Here is a 21,297-nt window from a genome sequence, read left to right on the forward strand (position 1 = left end):
CCCCCCCCCCCCCCCCCCCCCCCCCCCCCCCCCCCCCCCGCCCATGTCTGCGCGCTTATGCGGGAACCTTCACGTTCCAGTAGATGGGATAGCGCAGGTAGTCAAAGCCCTCCACGCCGGCGCGCAGGCCATACACACCGGTGTAGTGGCCCAGCACGGTGGCGGCGCCGTACTCATAGAGGAAGCCCTGCAGCTCGTCCCAGGTGGCGGAGGCCTCCTCGGTGGTGGCGGCGGAGCGGATGGCGGCGATGCCCTCACTGACTTCGGGGGCGTCCAGACCGGCCCAGGGCTGGCTCAGCACCGAGAGCTGCACCGGCAGGGGGTTGTAGGAGTTGCTGGTGATGAAGAGGTCGAACTGGGCGGGGTCGGAGCGGTGCTCCATGAAGGTGGTGAAGTCGTACTGCTCCACCTGGGCGTTGATGCCAGCCTGCTTCAGCTGGTCCTGCACTACCAGGGTGGCGTTGTACATCTCGCTGTAATCAGGGGTGGTGACCAGGACGATGGGCTCGTTGTTGTAGCCCGCCTCGGCCAGCAGTTCCTTGGCCTTCTCCACGTTGTTTTGGTTATAGTACTCGCTGCCGGCATCACTGCCCCACACCGCGTCGTCCGGCGGGCACCAGCCGGGATTCAGCGTGTACAGGTTGGGGTCGCCGTAGGCGGCCAGCAGGATGTCATCGCAGTTGAGGGCGGCCAGCACGGCCTGGCGCAGCGTCTGGTTGGCCAGGGGCCCCTGGGTGGTGTTGAAGAACAGGTTCAGGGTGCCGCCGGTCTCAACATCCATCACCAGATTGGGGTCGGCGGAGAGCTCCTCATAGCGCTCCAGAGGCAGGTCCTCGATGATGTCGTACTGACCGGCCTGGAACCCGGCGATGCGGGTGGCGTTGTCGGCCACCACACGGAAGTAGATGGTCTCCGTGGCGGCGCTCTTCTCGCCCACCAGGCCGCTGGACTCACCCTCGGGGGACTGGTAATCGGCAAAGCGGGTGAGCTTCACATACTGGTCCTGCTTCCACTCAGCCAGCTGGTAAGGGCCGGTGCCGATGTACTCGGTGACGCCGTCGGGGCCGGCGGCGTCCACCGCCGACTTGGGATAGATGGCGGCGAACTGGATGGGCGCGGCCAGCACCATGATGATGTCGGAGGAGGCCTCCGGCACGGTGAGAGTAACGGTGTAGTCATCTACCTTGGCGAAGGTGGAGCCGCTGATGAGCTCTGCCTTGGAGCAGCGCTCCAGCCACAAATTCATGGAGGCCACCACATCATCGGCGGTCATCTCCTGGCCATTGTGGAACTTCACGCCCTGGCGCAGGGTGATGGTGTACACCAGGCCGTCCTCGCTGACGGTGTAGCCCTCGGCCAGAACGGGCACCGCCTCATAGTTGGCGTTCAGGGAGAACAGTGGCTCATAGATGTGCATGCCGATGCCGCCCACGATATTGGAGTTGATGCCGTGGGGGTCCAGGGAGGGGGGATTGGCGGCAATGCCGATGTTCAGTTCGCTCTTATAGGAGATAGGCTGCGTGGAATCCGTGGGCACCTGGGAGGTGTTGGGATCGGGAGAGCTGGAGGAGGGACCGCCGCAGGCGGTCAGCAGCATGGCCGTGCCCAGTGCCAGCGCGGCGATGCGGGTGAGAGAAACGCGTCTCATGGTGTCATCCTTTCTGTCGTTCGTTGGTGTGGGATTTTTGGGGGCCTCATTATATCAGGTGTCCAGTTTTCTGTCCATCCACGCGCTATTTACGGTATATTATGCACAAAATATGTACTTGACTTTGGAGAAACGATAAACTTTTCCGCAGTTTTAAGATTTTTTTAAGCAGACAGCCGGTTTCCTGTGACTTACTTTATTGAAAAAACGAAAGAAATAGGCTGAAAAATAGCTATTATATAGGAAAACACAATATAATAATATTGTATTTTCTGAAAAACCGGAAAGATAATATCGAGTTGTCTGATAGAACACGAAAAGTTAGACCAGGAGACTGATGCACTGTTCCTCCCCACCGAAGGGAGTGCGAGACAAATCTGGTCTGATGAGCTTAAGCCAGAGATCAAATAAGCCGTGCAATACCTTTGGTCTTTTTTGCTTCACAGGCAAAGCAAAGAGGCGAAGGACAGGGTCCTTCGCCTCTTTTAAGGTGCTTTTATTGACTTACCACTTGTCCAGCTCAAAAGCCTCGACATCATTGTCACGCCCACCAGCATAGGAGCTGTAATAGGGGGGGAACTGCTGCGAATCACAGCCTTATCGGTATTATAGGCATCCTCGTCGTTCAGCTCCGAGATATAGATGGTCAGACAGTGAGAGCCGCCGGAGGTTCCGCATAGGAACTCACGCCCATCATACCAGCGTAGAACACTGGGATACTGGAATCCACCATACTCATAGGTCTCCTGGAGCAGGACGCTCTTCATGCCCATATAGGCGTCATAGGACTGGGTCGGGAACACTTTCTCCAGGATCCCCTTCGCCACCTGGCGGCCCGGGTACTTGAAGGCGGAGTAGTCAATCAGGCCCTTCCCTTCAAGCGTTTTCTCGTAAAGGGTGACCTCCATGATATGACCTACCATGACGTCTTTGACTTCGACCGTAATATTCCCAGTATAGCGGTCCTTATAAACCAGCCGCTTACCGCCGATCTCGTTGTCCACCTCGTTCCAGTCCCCGGTGGCCTTGAGGGCAGCGTAAATCTCGTCCACGCTCATACCCTCAGTAACGGGGCTGGCAACCTCGGAAGCCTTTGTCCATCCGGCCTGCACGAACATAGTGGCAGCCTGGGCGCGGTCCAGAAGGGCCTTGGGCTGGAAGGTCAGTTTGTCATCGACGCCTACGGTGAGACCAGCCTTGTACGCCTTCCATACCGCCTGCTGATAGTCCGTATCGATGTCGGCATAGTCGGGGATATCGCTGGGCAGCAGGGTGTTGTTGGGAGTACCGGTCGCTTCCGGGCTGACGCCCAAGCTGGTCATCAGCATATAGTAAGCCAGCTCCCGGGTACAGGGCACGGCGTAGTTGTCCGCTGTGATGGCTCCCTGGCTGGGCAGACATTTGAGGGTATTGACGCAGTAGTCCACCGCTCCGTAGGCCCAGTAGCCATTCTGATTCTTCTGGGGCGCACCCAGAGCGGAACAGATGATGGTGGCCATCTGGTCGATGTTGAAGTTGTCCTCAGGTCCGTAGATACCGCCGCCATAGCCGGCGATCAGGCCACCCTCGGCCATCTTGTTAATGAAGCCGGAAGCCCAGTGGGTGCTGGGGACATCGGTAAAGTGACTGCTGGCAGCACGGGCAGGGAACGAGCCCACGCATACAGACAACGCAAGACCTACACTCAGAACACGCAGATGCTTTTTCATGGTGATTCTCCCTCTTTGTTAATCTCAGATGAAATTATATCATTAAGTAACAAAAAATCAAGTTGATGTAGATTGTTATCATCTTCTGTATCTCTTATATGCGAGCGGCTCTACTGTGCCGGAAACGTAACCCGCGCATAACAAAAAAGAAAGACACGACATATGTCGTGTCTTTCTTTTTGGCGCAGCGGGTGGGATTCGAACCCACGTGCGGTTGCCCGCAAACTGATTTCGAGTCAGCCCCGTTATGACCACTTCGATACCGCTGCATCGGAACTTTTTTGAGGACCTGCGTGGTCTCATACCCGTATAGAATACCGTATTTCCTGCCGGTTGTCAATATTGCAGCGGCGGAAAAAATGGGCTATAATCATTCTGAACGACATGAGGTGAGACCATTGGCAGCAAAAATTTTGCTCTCCTGCGGCCCGAAAGGGGCCCCCTATTATGAAGCGGCCGTCCGGGCCGCCGGTGGACTGCCCACCAGCATCCACTGCCCCTCCAGCGCGGAGGGATTCGATGCGCTCCTGCTCTGCGGCGGCGAAGATCTGGCCCCCGACCGGTATGGTCAGGAGGACCGCGGCTCTCAGACCCCCGATCTCCCCCGGGACGCGGCGGAGCTTGCGATGGCAGAGGCATTCCTGTCCTCCGGAAAGCCCATTTTGGGGATCTGCCGGGGCATTCAGCTCCTGAATGTGGCCCTGGGCGGCACGTTGATCCAGGACCTGGGACCTCTGGTCCCCTTCCACGCGCCGGACGGCGCGGGTACTTACGATAAGGTGCACCCCATCCAGACCCAATCCGGCTCTCTGCTCCACCGCTGGTACGGGCCCATCTGTTCCGTCAACAGCTCCCACCACCAGGCGCTGGACCGGCTGGGGGAAGGGCTGGTGGTCACCGCCCGCTCGGAGAGCGGCGTGGTGGAGGCCGTGGAGCTGCCCGGCCGGGCGGTGTTTGGCGTCCAGTTCCACCCCGAGCGCATGACCGGGGATTGCCTCCGGCCCGACGCGGTGGACGGCGCCGCCATCTTCCGCTGGCTTTTGGAGCAGTGCTGACCTGCCTGTTCATCCCATTTTTTAAAGTGAGGTTCATATGAAGGAATTGAAACAGCGTATCCTCCAGGAGGCCAATGTGGGCGAGGGGGATATCATCCATGTGGACATGTTCCTCAACCACTGTATGGACATGGAGCTCATGGAGCGCATGGGCAACGAGCTGGCCAAGCGCTTTCGCGGCGAAAAGATCACCAAGGTGGTGACCATCGAGAGCTCGGGCATCGCGCTGGCCTGCTTTGTGGGCCGGTCGCTGCGGGTCCCCGTCATTTACGCCAAAAAGTTCCAGACCGGCTACATCGACCCCAACGTCTACTCCGCCGAGACCCACTCCTTCTCCTTTGAAAAGTCCTACACCATCCGGATCTCCAAAAAATATCTGGATGAGGACGATGTGGTGCTTTTGGTAGACGACATCCTGGCCAATGGACAGGCCGCCCTGTCCCTGCTGGAGCTGGTGTCCAAATCCGGCGCGGAGATCGCCGGCATGGCGGTGGCCATTGAGAAAAAGATGCGGGAGGGCGGCAGCGTCCTGCGCCGCATGGGCGTCCGGGTGGAGGCCCTGGCGGTGGTCGAGCGCATCGAAGGCGACCGGATCATCCTGGCCGACTCCTGAGGGAGCGGCCCTTGACCGAACTGGGAGGAATGAATATGCGAGAAGTGGAAGTCAGCGCCGTCACTGCGGCGGTCAAGCGCCTGTGCATCGAGGCCAACTGCAACCTGCCCGGCGACGTGCGCCGCCGCATCCAGGATTGCCGGAGCGCCGAGACCTGGCCGGTGGCGCAGAATGTCCTGGATCAGATCGTGGAGAATTACGAGATCGCCCAGGCCCAGCAGGCCCCCATCTGCCAGGACACCGGCATGGCCTGCGTCTTTCTGGAGGTGGGCCAGGAGGTCCACTTTACCGGCGGCGCTCTGTACGACGCCGTCCATGAGGGCGTGCGCCAGGGCTATGCCGAGGGGTATCTGCGCAAGTCGGTGGTCTCCGACCCGCTGGAGCGGAAGAACACCGGCGACAATACCCCGGCCATGATCTACTGCGACCTGGTCCCCGGCGACCAGGTGAAGATCACCGTGGCCCCCAAGGGCTTCGGCAGCGAGAACATGAGCCAGATCAAGATGCTCAAGCCCTCCGACGGCCTGGAGGGAGTCAAGAAATTCGTCCTTCAGGTGGTGGAGGATGCCGGCCCCAACCCCTGTCCCCCCATCGTCATCGGCGTGGGCATCGGCGGCACCTTCGATAAGGCTGCCCTGCTGGCCAAAAAGGCCCTGATGCGGCCTCTGGACCAGCCCAATGCCGACCCCTTCTACCGGGATCTGGAGGCGGAGCTGCTGGAGAAGGTCAACCAGAAGGGCATCGGCCCCCAGGGCTTCGGCGGACGCACCACCGCCCTGGGCCTCAACATCGAGGTCATGCCCACCCACATCGCCGGGCTCCCCTGTGCGGTGAACATCAACTGTCACGTCACCCGCCACCAGTCGGCGGTGCTGTAAGGCGGAAAGGAGCGACCGGTCATGGATTATCAACTCACCACCCCCCTCACCCGGGAGAAGGTCCGTCAGCTGCGCAGCGGAGACACCGTGCGCCTGACCGGAGTCATCTACACCGCCCGGGACGCCGCCCACAAGCGCCTGGTGGAGCTGGTCAAGGAGGGCAAGCCCCTCCCCTTTGACGTGAAGGACGCCACCATCTACTACGTGGGCCCCACCCCCGCCAAGCCCGGCCAGGCCATCGGCTCGGCGGGCCCCACCACCAGCTACCGCATGGACGCCTACGCCCCCACCCTCATCGCCCTGGGCGAGACCGGCATGATCGGCAAGGGCAAGCGCAGCGACGAGGTGGTCGCCGCCATGAAGGAGCACGGCGCGGTCTACTTCGGCGCCATCGGCGGCGCGGGTGCCCTGCTGAGCAAGTGCATCAAGAAGGCCGAGCTGGTGGCCTACGAGGACCTGGGCGCCGAGGCCATCCGCCGCCTGGAGGTGGAGGACTTCCCCGTGGTGGTCATCATCGACAGCCAGGGCAACAACCTCTACGAGAGCGGCCGGAAGGACTATCTGTCCACCTGCGGCGAATAAACAGACACAAAAAGAGAGCGGACCCCATGGGGTCCGCTCTCTTTTTGTGCTTACGACTCCAGCTGGTGGACCAGGTCGATGCGGCGCTGATGGCGGCCGCCCTCAAACTCGGTGGTGAGGAACACCTCCACGATGTGGTCGGCCAGGAAGGGCCCCACAAAGCCGCCGCCCAGCGCCAGCATGTTGGCGTTGTTGTGCCGGCGGGTCATCTCGGCGGAGTAGGCGTCGCCGCACAGCGCGCAGCGGATGCCCTTGATCTTGTTGCAGGCGATGGAGATGCCGATGCCGGTGGTGCACACCACGATGCCCCGGTCACACTCCCCGCTGGCCACGGCCTCCGCCGCCGCCTTGGCATAGATGGGATAGTCCACGCTCTCCAGGCCGAAGCAGCCCTTGTCCTCCACCTCATAGCCGTGGTTCAGGAGCCACTCCTTTACATGCTCCTTCATCACATATCCGCCGTGGTCGCTTCCCAGTGCGATCTTCATAGTCATACCCTCCATTCAATCTATCAGCCTTCGATCCGGTGCATGGCCGGTCGGTGCTTTTCATACGTGGTCACATAGCGGAAGCCGGTGTCCAGCAGGAGCTGGGCGCCCGCCTCCAGGCCCAGGCCCACCCGCTCGGGGAAATGGGCGTCGGAGCCCAGAGTGATCTGCTCGCCGCCGTGGGCGCGGTAGCGCTCCAGGACCCAGCGCCAGGGCTCGATGGTGCGCCCGTTATAGGTATTGAGCTCGATGCCCCGGTCATTGGCCACCACCCGGCCCAGGATGGCGTCGATGCGCTCGCGGTAGCGGTCCAGGGTGATGTTTTGGGGCATATAGCGCAGGGGGTAGATGATGTGGCCCAGCACGTCATAACAGCCGGGCAGCTCCACCAGACGCTCCATGGACGTGAAGTAGTCGTCCAGCGCGGCGTAGCACTCCCCCTCGTTCTGGTAGTCGCCGTAGAAGAAGTCCTCGCCCCCCAGCTTCTCGCTGCGGTTGTGGAGGGAGCCAATCACGAAATCCAGCTCCGGCAGGGCGAGCATGCTTTGGGCGTACTCCGGGTCCACGGGGGCGCTGCCGTACTCGATCCCCAGGCGGAGGGTGAAGCCCTCCGGCAGGGTGGGCAGGACCGCACGGTACTGCGCCAGGGCGGGGGCCCAGTCGTAGTCGGGCTGGAATCCGCCGCCGTGCTCCTTCATGCGGTCGTAGTGGTCGGTGATGCACATCTCCCGCAAACCGGCGGCGGCTCCGGCGGCCGCCATCTCTGCCAGCGGGAAATCGGCGTCCGGGGAGAGCTGGCTGTGGGTGTGGTAGTCAATCAGAAACATAATACCTCCAGAAATCAGAAGGGCCAGGACGGGAACCACTTCAGGCACGACGCGTACCAGGTGGGGATGGACAGTCCGATAAGCACCGGATAGAACGCGGCGTACAGGGCCACGCCCACGCCCGTGATCCCGCCGATCACCTGCCGCGCATGGGGCAGCTCCTGTTCCAGCATGTCATTGAACACATAGGCCAGAGCGATGCACAGGAAGAGGATGGAGGGGAAATAGTGGTACTCGAAGGTGGTGCGCCCGATGGCAAACCAGGGAGCCAGCTGGGAGAAGAAACCGATCACCAGGAAGAGGGCCTTCCCGGAGCGCCGGCGCACCATCTGCACCGCCGCGGTGATGAGGGCCAGCAGGCCGCCCCAGCACACCACGGGGTTGGAGAAGGCGGCGAAGCGGGTGTGGTACCCCGCGCCGTCCTCCATGTAGTAGAGGATGGGCCGGGCGTCCACGATCCACTGGTACCAGCGGGAGGAATAGGGGTGCTCGTCCATGACGCCCTTGTGGTAGTTGAACATATACTGCTGGTTCTTCCACATCTCGGCGATGAGATTCCCCAGACTGGTGTCCCCCTTGGCCGCGGCATAGGGCCAGTAGGAGAGGGTGTAGATGCACACCGGAATCACCACGAAGCACAGCACCGAGAATGCCAGGGTCTGCACCAGCCAAGGGCCCAGCAGCACCGGATTCTCTTCTTCCTCTGGCTTGGGCCAGTCCCGCAGCTTGAACCACAGCCCCAGGAAATAGAGGAGGGCCAGGCCCACGCCGCCGTAGATCACCGTCCACTTGCTGGCCGCACCGATGCCCCAGAAAAGGCCGGAGAGGAACAGCCACGGCGCGCCCTTCTTGAAGGGGGTCCCCGCCGGGAGGGTGAGGTAGCGGTAGAGGAAATAGTACATCGTCAGGATGAAGAACACCGCATAGGTGTCGATGGTGGCGATGCGGGTCTGGGTGAGGTGCATGAAGTCAAAGGCAAAGAGTGTGGTCCCGCAGAAGGCCACCAGGGTCTTGCCGAAGAGGTTTTTCAAAAAGGCGTAGAGCACCGGGAGCATGAGCACGCCGAAGAGGGTACCCATAAAGCGCCAGCCGAAGGGGGTCATGCCGAACATGCGGATGCCCAGGCTGAGGATCAGCTTGCCCAGAGGCGGGTGGGAGATCTCATAGGGGTACACGCCCCGGACGTGCTCATAGGCGGTGCGGGCGTGGTAGATCTCGTCAAAATAGGTGGAGTTGTACCAGGTGGAGGCCTCCGGCACCAGATCCTGCTCGTCAAAGAGGTATTCCCCTCCCGACGCGATGCGGCCGGTCAGGTCGATCCGGTCCCCGTTTTCATCCAGGAAGGCCAGCTCCCCCAGCTCGAAGGTGTCCTTGCTGGTCTTGGCGGTGATGCGCAGGTACTGGAAGGAGATGGAGTTGGTGGGGGTGATGGTCTCCCACTTGAAGAGATCGGCATACCCCTGGGGCATGGCGTAGCTGGGATCGTATCCCTCGGCGTCCGCCCAGTAGTAGTCCTTGATCTCCCCGTTTTCATCCTTGTGGGTCCAGAGGGTGGACCAGTGGGAGCCGTCCTTGGACACCTCCACATTGTAGTCCCCCGTGCCCAGGCCGGTGTAGTAAAAGATGGATTCCACAAAAATGGGCTCGGTAAAGGCTACCTCCACGCTCTCGCCGTCGGAAAAGCTCTGGAACGACTGGGGATTGGTGGTGGAGCCCAGCTGGAAGAAGGCCGTGGCGGCATACACCACCGTCAGCCACAGTATCAGGAGGGCGTCCAGCCGCACCAGCGGGTGGCAGCGCCCGGCGAAGGTAAAGCGGGGCTTCGTGCCCGCCGCGCTCCCTGGCTGAAGGGTACCGTAAAGGGGCGCCCGCCGCCGGAGAGCCGTCCAGTACCAGGCAAAGCACGCCAGCAGACCGGTGAGCAGCAGGATGGGAAAGAGAATGGCAGGGGTCAGATAGCGCAGGAATGTCGTCATAGATGGGACCTCCGTGGGCTTGATACAAAGAAAAAAGGGATGGAGCAAAGTCCATCCCTTATTTTATTTCTTTTTCTTGCGTTTGTCAAAGAATCCTTTGATCTCGTCGCCCAGGCTCTCGTCGCCCTCCTTGGGCACCTCGCCCATGGCCTCGCCGAAGCGGCGCAGGGCCTCCTTCTGCTCGCGGCTGAGGTTGCGGGGGACCTGGACCATGACGGTGACGAACTGGTCGCCCCGGCCGCGGCCGTTGACGCTGGGCATACCCTTGCCCCGCAGGCGGAAGGTGGTGCCGGGCTGGGTGCCCTCGGGCAGGGTCCACTTGACCTTGCCGTCGATGGTGGGGATCTCCAGCTCCGCGCCCAGGGTGGCCTGGAGGAAGGTGACCGGCTGCTCCAGATAGATGGAGGTGCCGTCGCGCTTGAACTGGGGATGGGGCCGCACGGTGACGCTGATGATCAGGTCGCCCGCCGGGCCGCCGTTCTTGCCCGCGCCGCCCTGGCCGCGCAGGGAGATGGCCTGGCCGTTGTCGATGCCCGCGGGAATCTTCACGGTGATCTTCCGCTGGCGGCGGACGCTGCCCGCGCCGTTGCAGCTCTTACAGGGGCTATGGATAATCTTGCCGGTGCCGCCGCACTTGGGGCACTGGGTGGTGGTGGCGAAGGTGAACGCCCCGCCGCCCCGCTGGATGCGGATGGTGCCCGAGCCGTGGCAGTCCGGGCAGATCTCCGCCGTGGTGCCGGGGGCGCAGCCGCTGCCCTTACAGGTCTCGCAGGGCTCGCTGCGGGTGAGGGTGATCTCCTTCTCGCACCCGCTGGCCGCCTCCTCAAAGCTGATGGTGACGGCCGCCCGCAGGTTCTCGCCCTTCATGGGCCCGCTGCGCCGGGAGCCGCCGCCCCCGCCGAAGCCGCCGCCGAAGAAGGACCCGAACAGGTCGCCCAGGTCGATGTCCCCCATATCGAACCCGCCGAAGCCGCCGCCGGGGCCGCCCGCGCCGAAGTTGGGGTCCACGCCCGCGTGGCCGAACTGGTCATAACGGGAGCGCTTCTCGGGGTCGGACAGGACCTCATAGGCCTCGTTGATCTCTTTGAACTTAGCCTCCGCCGTCTTGTCCCCGGGGTTCATATCGGGATGGTATTGTTTGGCCAGCTTCCGGTAGGCCTTTTTTAACTCATCTGCCGAGGCGCCCTTGGAGACGCCCAGCACTTCATAGTAATCTCGTTTCTGTTCCGGCATATGGTTCACCTCTCATAATTGAGGGATTCTGGAAGGACAGGTGCGCCGCACCTGCTGCATAACGCCCCGGGTGGGACGGGAGTCAGACCCCCGCCCCACCGAAGTGCGCATGTTGTTTTTTGTTTGTTCGCGGCCTCAGCGCTTCCTGTCACGCTGCACACCCTCCGCGGACGGTACACTGCTCACCGCTGCGCCGGAAATGCCGCCGGGCTACGCCCGACCTGTTTTCCGGTCTGCGCGGTTCGCTGCGTGCCTGCTCCGGGTGCTCCGCGCTTCTTACTTGTCACGCTGCACTCGCCTCGCGGCCGGGTCGCCTTCCCTCTGTCTCGGGCTGGTCTGCGGGCCGCCCCGCGGCCCTTCGCTCGCCCTCGCTCCGGTCCAGGCTTCCCTGCTCGGCGGCTCCGCGCTTCTTACTTATTGTCGTCGTCCACCACGGTGTAGTCCGCATCCACCACGTTGGGGTCGGAGTTGGTGGCACCCTGGTTGAAGTTGGCGCCGCCCATGTCGGGGCCGGCCTGGCCGCCCTGGGGGTTGGCCTGGGCGTACATCTTCTCCGCGATGGGATAGAAAGCCTTGCTGGCCTCCTCGGTAGCGGCCTTGATGGCCTCCACGTCGGTGCCCTTCAGAGCGTCCTTCAGCTTGTTGATGGCCGCCTCCACGGTAGCCTTGTCGGTGGCGTCGATCTTGTCGCCCATCTCCTCCAGAGCCTTCTCGGTCTGGTAGACCACCTGGTCGCCCTGGTTGCGGACGTCCACCTCTTCCTTGCGCTTGGCGTCCTCGGCGGCGAACTGCTCGGCCTCCTTGACGGCCTTGTCGATGTCCTCCTTGGACATGTTGGTGGAGGAGGTGATGGTAATGTGCTGCTCCTTGCCGGTGCCCAGGTCCTTGGCGGAGACGTTCACGATGCCGTTGGCGTCGATGTCGAAGGTGACCTCGATCTGAGGCACGCCGCGGCGGGCGGGAGCGATGCCGTCCAGGTTGAAGCGGCCCAGGGTCTTGTTGTACTGAGCCATCTCACGCTCGCCCTGCAGCACGTGGACCTCAACGGAGGTCTGGTTGTCGGCGGCGGTGGTGAACACCTGGCTCTTCTTCACGGGAATAGTGGTGTTGCGCTCGATGAGCTTGGTCATCACGCCGCCCATGGTCTCGATGCCCAGGGACAGGGGGGTGACGTCCAGCAGCAGCAGGTCCTTCACGTCGCCGGTGAACACGCCGCCTTGGAGCGCGGCGCCCAGAGCCACGCACTCATCGGGGTTGATGCCCTTGAAGCCTTCCTTGCCGGTCAGCTTCTTGACCATCTCCTGCACGGCGGGGATACGGCTGGAGCCGCCCACCATCAGGACCTTGGAGATGTCGTTGCCGGAGAGGCCGGCGTCGCTCATGGCCTGGCGCACGGGGCCGGCGGTGGCCTCCACCAGGTGCGCGGTGAGCTGGTCGAACTTGGCGCGGCTCAGGGTCAGATCCAGGTGCTTGGGGCCGGTGGCGTCGGCGGTGATATAGGGCAGGTTGATGTTGGTGGAGGTGACGCCGGACAGCTCGATCTTGGCCTTCTCAGCGGCCTCCTTCAGGCGCTGCATGGCCACCTTGTCGCCGGTCAGATCGATGCCGGACTCCTTCTTGAACTCGGCAGCCATCCAGTCCATGACGCACTTATCGAAGTCGTCGCCGCCCAGGCGGTTGTTGCCGGCGGTGGCCAGAACCTCGATGACGCCGTCGTCGATGTCCAGGATGGACACATCGAAGGTGCCGCCGCCCAGGTCGTACACCATGACCTTCTGGGCGTTCTCCTTATCCACACCGTAGGCCAGAGCGGCGGCGGTGGGCTCGTTGATGATACGCTTGACCTCCAGGCCGGCGATCTTGCCGGCGTCCTTGGTGGCCTGACGCTGGGCGTCGGTGAAGTAGGCGGGGACAGTGATGACCGCCTCGCTGACGCTCTGGCCCAGGTAGGCCTCGGCGTCGGCCTTCAGCTTCTGCAGCACCATGGCGGAGATCTCCTGGGGGGTGTAACCCTTGCCGTCGATGTTCACCTTGTAGTTGGTGCCCATCTCACGCTTGATGGAGCTGACGGTCCGGTCGGGGTTGGTGATGGCCTGGCGCTTGGCCACCTGGCCCACCATGCGCTCGCCGTCCTTGGAGAAGGCCACGACGGACGGGGTGGTGCGGTTGCCTTCCGCGTTGGGGATGACGACGGCCTCGCCGCCCTCCATAACAGCCACGCAAGAGTTGGTCGTACCGAGGTCGATACCAATAATCTTAGACATAACACAATTCCTCCAATATATCGAAATTTATTTTTAACAAAAGTAAGATTGGGCGTTCAAAACGTCCTTAATTTGCTACCTTAACCATGGCGAACCGGATGACCTTCTCGCCAGAGCGGAAGCCCGCCTGGAACACCTCAACGACGGTGTTCTCTCCGGCGTTCTCGTCCTCCACATGCATCACGGCATTATGGACGTTGGGATCGAAGGTCTCGCCCAGGGCGGGGATCTCCTCCACGCCCAGCTTGGAGAGGACGTCCTTCAGACCGTTCATGGTCATCTCCACGCCCTTCTTATACGCCTCATCGGCGGTCTCCTGCTTCAGAGCCCGCTCCAGGTTGTCGTAGACCGGCAGGAAGGCCATCACCGCATCGGATTTGGCGTTCTGATAGGCGTCGGTCTTTTCCTTCTGGGTGCGCTTGCGGTAGTTGTCATACTCAGCGGCCAGGCGGAGGTACTGATCCTCTTTCTGGGCCAGGGAGTCCTTCAGCGCCTCCAGCTCGGCCAGAAGCGGATCGGGCGTCTCGTCCTGGGGCACGTTGGTCTCGGGGGCGTCCTGCGCCACGGTCTCCTCCACGTCCTGCTCCGGCGCGGGGTTCACGTTCTGCTTGCTCAAAGAGATTCCCTCCTGTTTATTCCTCGCCCTTCTTCTCGCCCTCAGGCAGGCCGCCCTGATTGAACAGGCGGCTCAGACCCTCGGCAAAGTAAGAGAGGCGGGCGGTGATCTTTGCGTAATCCATCCGGGTGGGACCCACCACGCCGATGATGCCCCGCATGCCGTCGCCAATGTCGTAGCTGGCGACCACCACGCTGGTGTCCTTCAGGGCGTCCACCACATTCTCCGGTCCGATGAGGATGCGCATGGGGTCGTTCTGAGGTACGGGGAAGCGGCTGGCGTCCTGGTCCTCCGAGAGGTAGCTCATCAGCGGCTGGGCCCGCTCCAGGTTTTGGTACTCGGGCAGCTCCAGCAGATGGGCCAGGCCTGCAGTGTGGACCCGCCGGTGCTCCAGGCCCTCCAGCACCTCCATGGCGAAGGAGACCACCAGGCTGATGAGCCCGTAGGCGTCTCCGGCGGCGTGCTGGGCCACCCGCATCAGCTCCGGGGTGATCTGGTCCAGCGTCAGGCCGGTGAAGGTGGTGTTCAGAAGCGTGTTGAGCATCTGAAGCTGGGCCTCGGTGAGATCGGTGGGCAGCTGCACCAGCTTGTTGCGCACGAGGTTGCTGTCGGTCATCACCACGATGATGAAGGCGTTGCGCTCCACCATCAGGAGGTCAAAGCGCCGGATGGTCACCTGCTCCAGCCCGGAGGACAGGGCGAAGGCAGGGTAATTGGTCAGCTTTGAGACGATCCGTCCCGCCTGGTCAATGACCCGGTCCAGCTCCTGCATCTTCAGGCGCAGGGCGTGGTTGATGCGCTCGGTCTCCTGCACCGAGAGCTTATGCTCCTCCATCAGCTCGTTGACGTAGAGCCGGTAGCCCTTGGGCGACGGGATGCGTCCGGCCGAGGTGTGGGGCTTTTCCAATAACCCCAGGCTCTCCAGGTCGGCCATCTCGTTGCGGATGGTGGCGGAGGAGAGCTTCCGGTCCAGGAATTCCGCCACGGACTTGGAGCCCACCGGCTCGGCCGTGGCGATATAGCTCTCAATGATGGCACGGAGGATTCGCTTTTTTCGTTCGCTTAAATCCATGTCCATCACCTCTCGCTCAGTCTTTAGCACTCAGTCTCCCCGAGTGCTAAACATAATGTACCACCGTCCCCCCAAAAAGTCAATAGGCCGCTTGTAAATTAAATGTGAACAGGAAAAGCCCCGCGTCTGAATCATCAGAGCGCGGGGCCGATTGCTAAAAGTTCAGGGAAAAACCAGCACATCGCCGGTGTTGAGGTGGAAGATCTGCCCGGGGGAGGCCTCCTCCATCAGGGTGAAGGCGGGACGGCCGGTGCAGTGGCCGGTGTGGACCTCCGCCACCCCCAGCTCCCCCGTGAGGCGGCGGGAGAGGGCGGTCACCACCTCCGGTTCCTTGCCCAGGGAGCCCATGCCGTGCTTCCCCACCAGATGGAAGCCCCCCACCAGGGCGTACACCTTCTGTCCGGGGAAGCGCTCCAAAAGGTCCGCCACGATGACGTCCGCTCCGGCGTGGCAGCAGGAGTTCATCACCACCAGCCCCCGCTCGGTCTCCACCGCCAGGGACTGCTCGTGCTCCACTCCGTCGGGGACGAGGTGCATCCCCGGCGCGATAGTCCGGGGGCCGTCGGCCAGGTCAAAGCGATCTCCAAAGCGCTCAAAGAGCGCCGGGTCCACCCCGGCGGGCCGGGCGGCCGGGTCGGCGGTGTCCCGGGCGTACTCCCCGCGAGCGGCGGGGCGGGCGTACACCTTGGCCCTGGTATTGCGGGCAAAGAAGGCGGGCAGGCCCCCGGCGTGGTCGTCGTGGCCGTGGGAGAGCACCGCCCCCTCCACCGCCGCCAGGTCCAGCCCCAGCGCGTCGGCGTTGCGGACAAATGCCCCGCTGGTGCCGGTGTCCAACAGCCACGCCCTCCCCTGGTACTCCAGGTAGAGGGACAGGCCGTGTTCACAGGTGAGCGGGCCGTGGGTGACGTTCTCGATGAGGACGGTGATCCGGAGCATGGCACTCTCCTTTTTATATCCGGCCTACTGGCCGGCCCGGGTGATGTCGTTGATCCAGGCGCGGGAGCGGAAACGGGTCAGGCCCAGGGTGAATTTCACCAGCTGCTCGATGGTGATGGCGATATACACCCACACGATGTCCCACCGGAGCACCAGCGCGAAAATGGCCGCCAGCGGGATGGCCACCAGCCACATGGCCGACACGTCGATGACGGCGGCGGCCCGGCTGTCTCCGCCGCCCCGGAGGACGCCCACGGTATTGCAGGAGTCAAAGGAGCGCAGGGGCATCAGCGCGCCGGTAAAGGTGAGGATCAGGGTGGCGATGGAGGCGGACACCGGCGTCAGATGGAAGAGCGGATAGACCACCGCGGGGAGCCAGGTGTGGGCCGACACCACCAGCACCGCTCCGATGACAGCGCCGCAGAGGAAGGCCATGGTGTTCAGGGCGGCAGCCACCTCGTACACGGTGGCCCGGCGGCCCGCGCCGATCTCCCGGCCCACCACGATGGCGGCGGTGCCGGCGATGGCGAACACCGCCACCAGGCTGATGTCCTCCACGTTGCCGGCGATGGCCCGGGCGGCCAGGATGTGGGTGCTGTCCGCCATGTGGCCCATGATGACCTTATACATGGAGGTGCCCATGCCCCACAGGGTCTCGTTGACCACCACGGGGGTGGCGAAGCGGAAGAATTTTTCCACCAGCGCCCGGTCGGGCCGCAGGCACAGGGACAGTTTCAGGCGGAAGCGCCGGTTTTTGGCGGCGTACACCACCATGATGGCAAACTCCACGATGCGGGAGGTCAGGGTGGCGATGGCCGCGCCCTCCACCTCCAGCCGGGGAGCACCCAGGTTGCCGAAGATGAACACCCAGTTGAGGAAGGTGTTGGTGAGCATGGAGGCCGCGTAGATCCACAGGCCCAGCTGAGGATTTTCCATGCTGCGGTGGGCGCCGGTGTAGACGCCGGTGATGCTGTTGAAGAGGTAGGAGACACCCACGATGCGGGCATAGCCCGCCGCCAGGGGGATGAGCTCCTCATTGTTGGTCAAGAGCCGCATCAGCTGCTCGGGGAAGCAGAACATGACCAGGGCGAACACCGCCGAGATGGCCCCCGCCAGGTAGAAGCCGATGCCGATGCAGCGGTTGATGGCGTCGGTGTCTCCCCGGCCCCAGTACTGGCTGATGAGCACCGAGGAGCCGCTCTGGAGCCCGAAGATGACCAGCTGGATGATGAACACCGGGATGTTGGCCTGGGCCACGGCGGCCAGGGGAGCCTCGCCCAGGCTGCCCACCATGAAGGTGTCGATCATGCCCAGCGAGGTGGTAATCAGGTTCTGGAACAGAATGGGCAGCGCCAGGGAGATCACATTTCGATAAAACACACTGCCCCGATTGAGGTAGGAGAACATACACACACCAGCCGGCGCGCTCTCTCGCTTCGCGCCGGCGCCTTTCCATTGTGATGCCGGAGCAGGATCAGGCTCCCACACGTCCGGCGCGGATGGCTGCCAGCCCCTCCGCCAGGGCGTCCACCTCTTCCCGGGTGGAGTCGGGACAGAAGGAGATGCGCAGCACCCCCATCAGCGTGCGCTTGGGGAGCCCCAGCGCCGCAAACACATGGCTGGGCTTCCCGCGGTGGCAGGCCGAACCGGAGGACACACACACGCCCCGGTCGTTCAGCGCCCGCACCACCATCTCACTGGGATAGCCCGGCAGAGACACCGAGCAGATATGGGGCGCGTCACCCGGGGTCACCACCTCCAGGTCGGGCACCTTCTCCTTCAGTGTCTCCAGAGCGTAGGCTTTCAGCTCCGCCATGTGGGCGCGGTGTTCCGCGCCGTGCTCGCTCCAGGTCCGGCAGGCCGCGGCGAAGGCGGCGATCTGCGCGGTGGCCTCGGTGCCGGGGCGCAGGCCCTTCTCCTGGCCGCCGCCCCGCAGAAGGGGATTCAGCTTCAGCCCGGCGCGGATATACTGGGCTCCGATGCCCTTGGGGGCGCGGACCTTGTGGCCGCTCACCGTCAGCAGGTCCACCCCCAGCTCCGCCGGGGTGAAGGGCACCTTTAAAAAGGCCTGCACCGCGTCGGTGTGGAACAGAATGTCGGGGGAATAGGCCTTCACGATAGAGGCGCACTCCTGTACCGGCTGCACGGTGCCCAGCTCATTGTTCACCAGCATCATGGACACCAGCACCGTGTCCTCCCGCAGCGCCTCCCGCAGGGCCCGGGTGGACACCCGGCCCTCCTTGTCCGGACGCAGGCGGGTCACCCGGTAGCCCTGGGCCTCCAGCGCCTTCAGCGGCTCCAGCACCGCCGAGTGCTCGATGGCGGTGGTGACGATGTGCTTGCCCCGGCGGCGGCCGTACTCCACCGCGGCGTGGATGGACCAGTTGTCTCCCTCGGTGCCGCAGGAGGTAAAGTAGAGCTCGCTGCTCTCACAGCCCAGCGCGGCGGCCACCGCCGCCCGGTCCTCCTCCAGCCGCTTGGCGGCCGCCTGTCCCAGAGCGTAGCGGGAGGACGGATTCCCGTACCCCTGGGTCATGACCTCCAGCGCCGCCCGGGCGGCCTCTTCGCACACCCGGGTGGTGGAAGCGTTATCCAGATAAACCATCATGACAGGAAGTTTCACCCATTTCTTCGGTATTTCACAATAGATTCATTCTATCTTTCCCGGCCTGGAAAGTCAAGATGACGAAATGCAGTCCCTCCCCTTGACAAGGGCGGCGAAATCAGACATACTATATCCGAAAAACCTAGAAAGAAGGTATGAAAATGAGCGCCATCAAACTGAAGGACGGCATTTGGTCGGTGGGCGTGCTCAATCCCTCCCTGCGGGTCTTTGACATCGTGATGGAGGCCAAGTACGGTACCTCTTACAACGCCTATCTGGTGACCGGCGAGAAGAACGTCCTCATTGAGACGGTCCACGCCGATTATTTTGAGGAATATCTGGATAATATCAGACAGGTGATCCCTGTCGAGCAGGTGGACTACCTCATCATGAACCACAACGAGCCCGACCACTCGGGCAGCGTGGCCAAGCTCCTGGAGCTGGTCCCCGATCTGAAGATCGTGGCCACCGCCGCGGGCAAGAAGCACCTGGAGGACATCACCAACCGCACCCTCACCATCCAGGTGGTGAAGGCCGGGGACAAGCTGGACATCGGCGGCAAGGAGCTGGAGTTCATCCCCGCCCCCATGCTGCACTGGGCCGACTCCATGTTCACCTGGGACGCGGCCGACAAGACCGCCTTTACCTGCGATTTCCTGGGCGCTCATTTCTGCGAGCCCACCATGCTGGACCGCAACATCCACGACAAGGCCGCCTATGAGGGCGAGTTTGCCTACTACTACGCCGGCATCTTCGGGCCCTTCAAGTCCGCCGTGCTGGCGGGTCTCGACAAGCTCCCCACCGATGCCGAGATGGTCTGCCCCAGCCACGGCCCCGTCCTCACCGACACCCTGGCCGACCGCCGGGATCTCTACCGCGCCTGGAGCACCCCCGAGCCCCGGGACAAGAAGCTGGCGGCCGTGATCTACGCCTCCGCATACGGCTGCACCGCCGCCCTAGCCGACGCCGCCGCCCAGGCGCTGGAGGCCGACGGCTACGAGGTCCGCTGCCTGGACGTGGTAAAGGAGGGCCTCGCCCCCTGCGCCGAGGCCGCCAATGAGGCCAACGTCCTCCTGGTGGGCGCCCCCACCATCAACCGGGACGCCCCCAAGGCCATCTGGGACGTGCTGGCCTCCATCGACGCGGTGAACACCCGCGGCCGCGCCGCCGGCGCCTTCGGCGCCTATGGCTGGAGCGGTGAGGCCCCCGGCATGCTCCACGCCCGCCTGGCCCAGCTGAAGCTGGCCGGCCCCGAGGCCCCCTTCCGGGTCCTCTTCACCCCCACTCAGGATGACCGGAACGCCATGGCGGACTATGCCCGCTCCGTGGCGGCCCTGGCCAAATAAATCAGCCCCCAATTTTCTGTATTTTTGTATTTGAAGAAAGGAGATTGTTCCATGGAGAAGTATGTCTGCACCGCTTGCGGCTATGTTTATGACCCCGAGGTGGGCGATCCCGACAACGGCATCGCCCCCGGCACCCCCTTTGAGGCCCTGCCCGAGGACTGGGTCTGCCCCCTGTGCAGCCTGGGCAAGGACGTGTTTGAGAAAGAGTAATCCTCGCACCAATCGGTAACACGCCGTGAGGCGCGCCGCGATATGCGGCGCGCCTCACGTTTTTTTACTTACCCAGCAGCCCCAGCCGCTCCAGAATGAGGGCAGCCTGCTCCCGGGTCAGGGGAGCCTGGGGGCTCTTGCCGTCCAGGACCCCCGCCGCCTCGGCCTTCTTCCAGGCGTCGGCGGCCCAGGTGCTGGCCTTCTGCACCGCCGTGGCCGCCTCGCGGCTGGCCTGAGCGGCGGCGAACAGCACGTTGAATTGCTCCTGCGTCATCTCTTCTCCTCCTTCCAGGCGCGCCTTCACATCGGCGCGCAGGGTGTCCATGCTCTTGCCGTGGCGGTAGAACCAGTGAGCGACGTCTGCGTGGTTGCTGGCGATCCCCAGGCGGTGGCCCTCGCTGTGGTCCACGATGTCGGTCATGGGGTTGAGCTTGTAGCGCTGGCACAGCAGGGCACACAGCTCCACCGCATTGCGGTAGACTGCGGCAAAATAGGCCGCGTTTTTCCTGGCGTCATAGCCGATCATGGTCCCGCCCTGGTAGGTGTGCCCGGCGGGCTCCAGGATCTCAAAGGAGATGTGGGTGTTGTTGGCCGACACCTTCCCATCCGCCGGTTTCCCGGCGTGCCAGCCCTTCCAGTTCCAGGGCAGGGTCTCGGTGACGCCGTCGGCATGGACAAAAGCGTGGGCACAGGCCTCCACCCCCGGGCGGTCCCAGGCGCGGAGCATGACCTCCACGTCGGGCTGGGCCACGCCGGTGGAGTGGACCATGATGCCCTTGGGCACAATGGTCTTGCCCGCCTTGTAGCAGTCGTTGTTGGTCAGAATGTGTTCCGTGATCTCCATGGGCTTCCCTCCCGGCAGCATCCTATGCGCCCCCGCCCCGATCGGTGCGGACAGGCAAGAGCGGGCCAGGCCGCGCATATAGTATCGGGAACAGGAGGGCGAACCATGGGAAAGCGGAAACGGGACATCCTGGAACAGACGGCGGAGACCTTCGACCTGCCCGGCGACCTGGTGGCGGGGCTGCCCCGCATCGAAGTGGTAGGCGACCGGGAGGTGCGCATGTCCCACCACCGGGGCATCCTGGCCTACGGCAGTCAGGCCATCCACATCTCCGGCGGAAAGCTCATCGTCAAGGTGCGGGGCGAGGGGCTGGAGCTGCGCTCTATGAACGCCGACGAGCTGCTCATCACTGGGCAGATCCAGGCGCTGGAGCTGGAATGACAAAAAGGAGGGCA

General features: G+C 63.2%; 20 protein-coding genes and 1 tRNA gene. 7 read left to right on the plus strand and 14 right to left on the minus strand.

Translation table 11 applies throughout. The annotated features are described in order from the left end of the window. Positions 1-55: 55 nt before the first annotated feature. The 3 genes from B5G43_RS15190 to B5G43_RS15200 all read right to left on the minus strand — a co-directional run bounded on the left by B5G43_RS15190 (position 56) and on the right by B5G43_RS15200 (position 3,626). Positions 56-1,648, minus strand: a complete 1,593-nt coding sequence (locus B5G43_RS15190; protein WP_087262853.1) for an ABC transporter substrate-binding protein — start codon at positions 1,646-1,648, stop codon at positions 56-58. A 485-nt stretch (positions 1,649-2,133) separates the two neighbouring features. Further along, positions 2,134-3,357: an S-layer homology domain-containing protein gene (locus B5G43_RS15195; protein ID WP_087262855.1), complete on the minus strand. Its 1,224-nt coding sequence runs from the start codon at positions 3,355-3,357 to the stop codon at positions 2,134-2,136. A 180-nt stretch (positions 3,358-3,537) separates the two neighbouring features. Further along, a tRNA-Ser gene (locus B5G43_RS15200) sits at positions 3,538-3,626 on the minus strand. A 129-nt stretch (positions 3,627-3,755) separates the two neighbouring features. On the opposite strand from B5G43_RS15200, the gene B5G43_RS15205 reads away from it, so the two are divergent. The 4 genes from B5G43_RS15205 to B5G43_RS15220 are packed head-to-tail and all read left to right on the plus strand — an operon-like array spanning position 3,756 to position 6,485. Then, the gene (locus tag B5G43_RS15205; protein ID WP_158097446.1) at positions 3,756-4,412 is read left to right on the plus strand and encodes a gamma-glutamyl-gamma-aminobutyrate hydrolase family protein; all 657 of its coding nucleotides are present in this window, start codon (positions 3,756-3,758) and stop codon (positions 4,410-4,412) included. 37 nt (positions 4,413-4,449) lie between these two features. Next, entirely contained in the window at positions 4,450-5,025 is a 576-nt protein-coding gene (locus tag B5G43_RS15210; RefSeq protein ID WP_087262858.1) for a xanthine phosphoribosyltransferase, read from the plus strand. Positions 5,026-5,060: 35 nt separating this feature from the next. Next, the gene (locus B5G43_RS15215; RefSeq protein WP_087262860.1) at positions 5,061-5,903 is read left to right on the plus strand and encodes a fumarate hydratase; all 843 of its coding nucleotides are present in this window, start codon (positions 5,061-5,063) and stop codon (positions 5,901-5,903) included. 21 nt (positions 5,904-5,924) lie between these two features. Continuing rightward, positions 5,925-6,485: a Fe-S-containing hydro-lyase gene (locus B5G43_RS15220; RefSeq protein WP_087262861.1), complete on the plus strand. Its 561-nt coding sequence runs from the start codon at positions 5,925-5,927 to the stop codon at positions 6,483-6,485. Positions 6,486-6,535: 50 nt separating this feature from the next. Here the strand turns inward: B5G43_RS15220 and rpiB are convergent, their stop codons facing one another. The 10 genes from rpiB to B5G43_RS15270 all read right to left on the minus strand — a co-directional run bounded on the left by rpiB (position 6,536) and on the right by B5G43_RS15270 (position 18,502). After that, positions 6,536-6,973, minus strand: coding sequence for a ribose 5-phosphate isomerase B (gene rpiB / locus B5G43_RS15225; RefSeq protein ID WP_087262863.1), 438 nt, complete (start codon positions 6,971-6,973; stop codon positions 6,536-6,538). Between the two features lie 23 nt (positions 6,974-6,996). Next, a complete protein-coding gene (locus B5G43_RS15230) occupies positions 6,997-7,800 on the minus strand; it encodes a histidinol-phosphatase HisJ family protein (protein WP_087262864.1) in 804 nt (267 codons plus the stop codon). 14 nt (positions 7,801-7,814) lie between these two features. Next, a complete protein-coding gene (locus tag B5G43_RS15235; protein WP_087262866.1) occupies positions 7,815-9,776 on the minus strand; it encodes a phospholipid carrier-dependent glycosyltransferase in 1,962 nt (653 codons plus the stop codon). Between the two features lie 63 nt (positions 9,777-9,839). Next, positions 9,840-11,009 carry a molecular chaperone DnaJ gene (gene dnaJ, locus B5G43_RS15240; protein WP_087262868.1) on the minus strand — a complete coding sequence of 390 codons (1,170 nt, stop codon included), beginning with the start codon at positions 11,007-11,009 and terminating at the stop codon, positions 9,840-9,842. 410 nt (positions 11,010-11,419) lie between these two features. Further along, complete coding sequence (gene dnaK / locus B5G43_RS15245; protein WP_087262869.1) at positions 11,420-13,273, minus strand: molecular chaperone DnaK; 1,854 nt, start codon at positions 13,271-13,273, stop codon at positions 11,420-11,422. 67 nt (positions 13,274-13,340) lie between these two features. After that, the gene (grpE, locus tag B5G43_RS15250) at positions 13,341-13,889 is read right to left on the minus strand and encodes a nucleotide exchange factor GrpE (protein ID WP_164488743.1); all 549 of its coding nucleotides are present in this window, start codon (positions 13,887-13,889) and stop codon (positions 13,341-13,343) included. A 16-nt stretch (positions 13,890-13,905) separates the two neighbouring features. Next, complete coding sequence (gene hrcA / locus B5G43_RS15255; RefSeq protein ID WP_087262905.1) at positions 13,906-14,961, minus strand: heat-inducible transcriptional repressor HrcA; 1,056 nt, start codon at positions 14,959-14,961, stop codon at positions 13,906-13,908. Positions 14,962-15,123: 162 nt separating this feature from the next. Beyond that, the gene (locus B5G43_RS15260) at positions 15,124-15,897 is read right to left on the minus strand and encodes an MBL fold metallo-hydrolase (RefSeq protein ID WP_087262871.1); all 774 of its coding nucleotides are present in this window, start codon (positions 15,895-15,897) and stop codon (positions 15,124-15,126) included. A gap of 24 nt (positions 15,898-15,921) precedes the next feature. Further along, positions 15,922-17,304, minus strand: a complete 1,383-nt coding sequence (locus tag B5G43_RS15265; RefSeq protein ID WP_087262873.1) for an MATE family efflux transporter — start codon at positions 17,302-17,304, stop codon at positions 15,922-15,924. Positions 17,305-17,371: 67 nt separating this feature from the next. After that, positions 17,372-18,502 carry a cysteine desulfurase family protein gene (locus tag B5G43_RS15270; RefSeq protein ID WP_164488744.1) on the minus strand — a complete coding sequence of 377 codons (1,131 nt, stop codon included), beginning with the start codon at positions 18,500-18,502 and terminating at the stop codon, positions 17,372-17,374. 161 nt (positions 18,503-18,663) lie between these two features. On the opposite strand from B5G43_RS15270, the gene B5G43_RS15275 reads away from it, so the two are divergent. Continuing rightward, positions 18,664-19,848, plus strand: a complete 1,185-nt coding sequence (locus B5G43_RS15275) for an FprA family A-type flavoprotein (protein WP_087262877.1) — start codon at positions 18,664-18,666, stop codon at positions 19,846-19,848. 51 nt (positions 19,849-19,899) lie between these two features. Further along, positions 19,900-20,058 carry a rubredoxin gene (gene rd, locus B5G43_RS15280; protein WP_087262879.1) on the plus strand — a complete coding sequence of 53 codons (159 nt, stop codon included), beginning with the start codon at positions 19,900-19,902 and terminating at the stop codon, positions 20,056-20,058. 64 nt (positions 20,059-20,122) lie between these two features. Here the strand turns inward: rd and B5G43_RS15285 are convergent, their stop codons facing one another. After that, positions 20,123-20,902, minus strand: coding sequence for a peptidoglycan recognition family protein (locus B5G43_RS15285; protein WP_087262881.1), 780 nt, complete (start codon positions 20,900-20,902; stop codon positions 20,123-20,125). Between the two features lie 105 nt (positions 20,903-21,007). On the opposite strand from B5G43_RS15285, the gene B5G43_RS15290 reads away from it, so the two are divergent. Continuing rightward, complete coding sequence (locus B5G43_RS15290; protein WP_087262882.1) at positions 21,008-21,283, plus strand: YabP/YqfC family sporulation protein; 276 nt, start codon at positions 21,008-21,010, stop codon at positions 21,281-21,283. Positions 21,284-21,297: the final 14 nt, after the last annotated feature.

It is taken from the genome of Flavonifractor sp. An92 (assembly GCF_002159175.1).
GTDB lineage: Bacteria > Bacillota > Clostridia > Oscillospirales > Oscillospiraceae > Pseudoflavonifractor_A.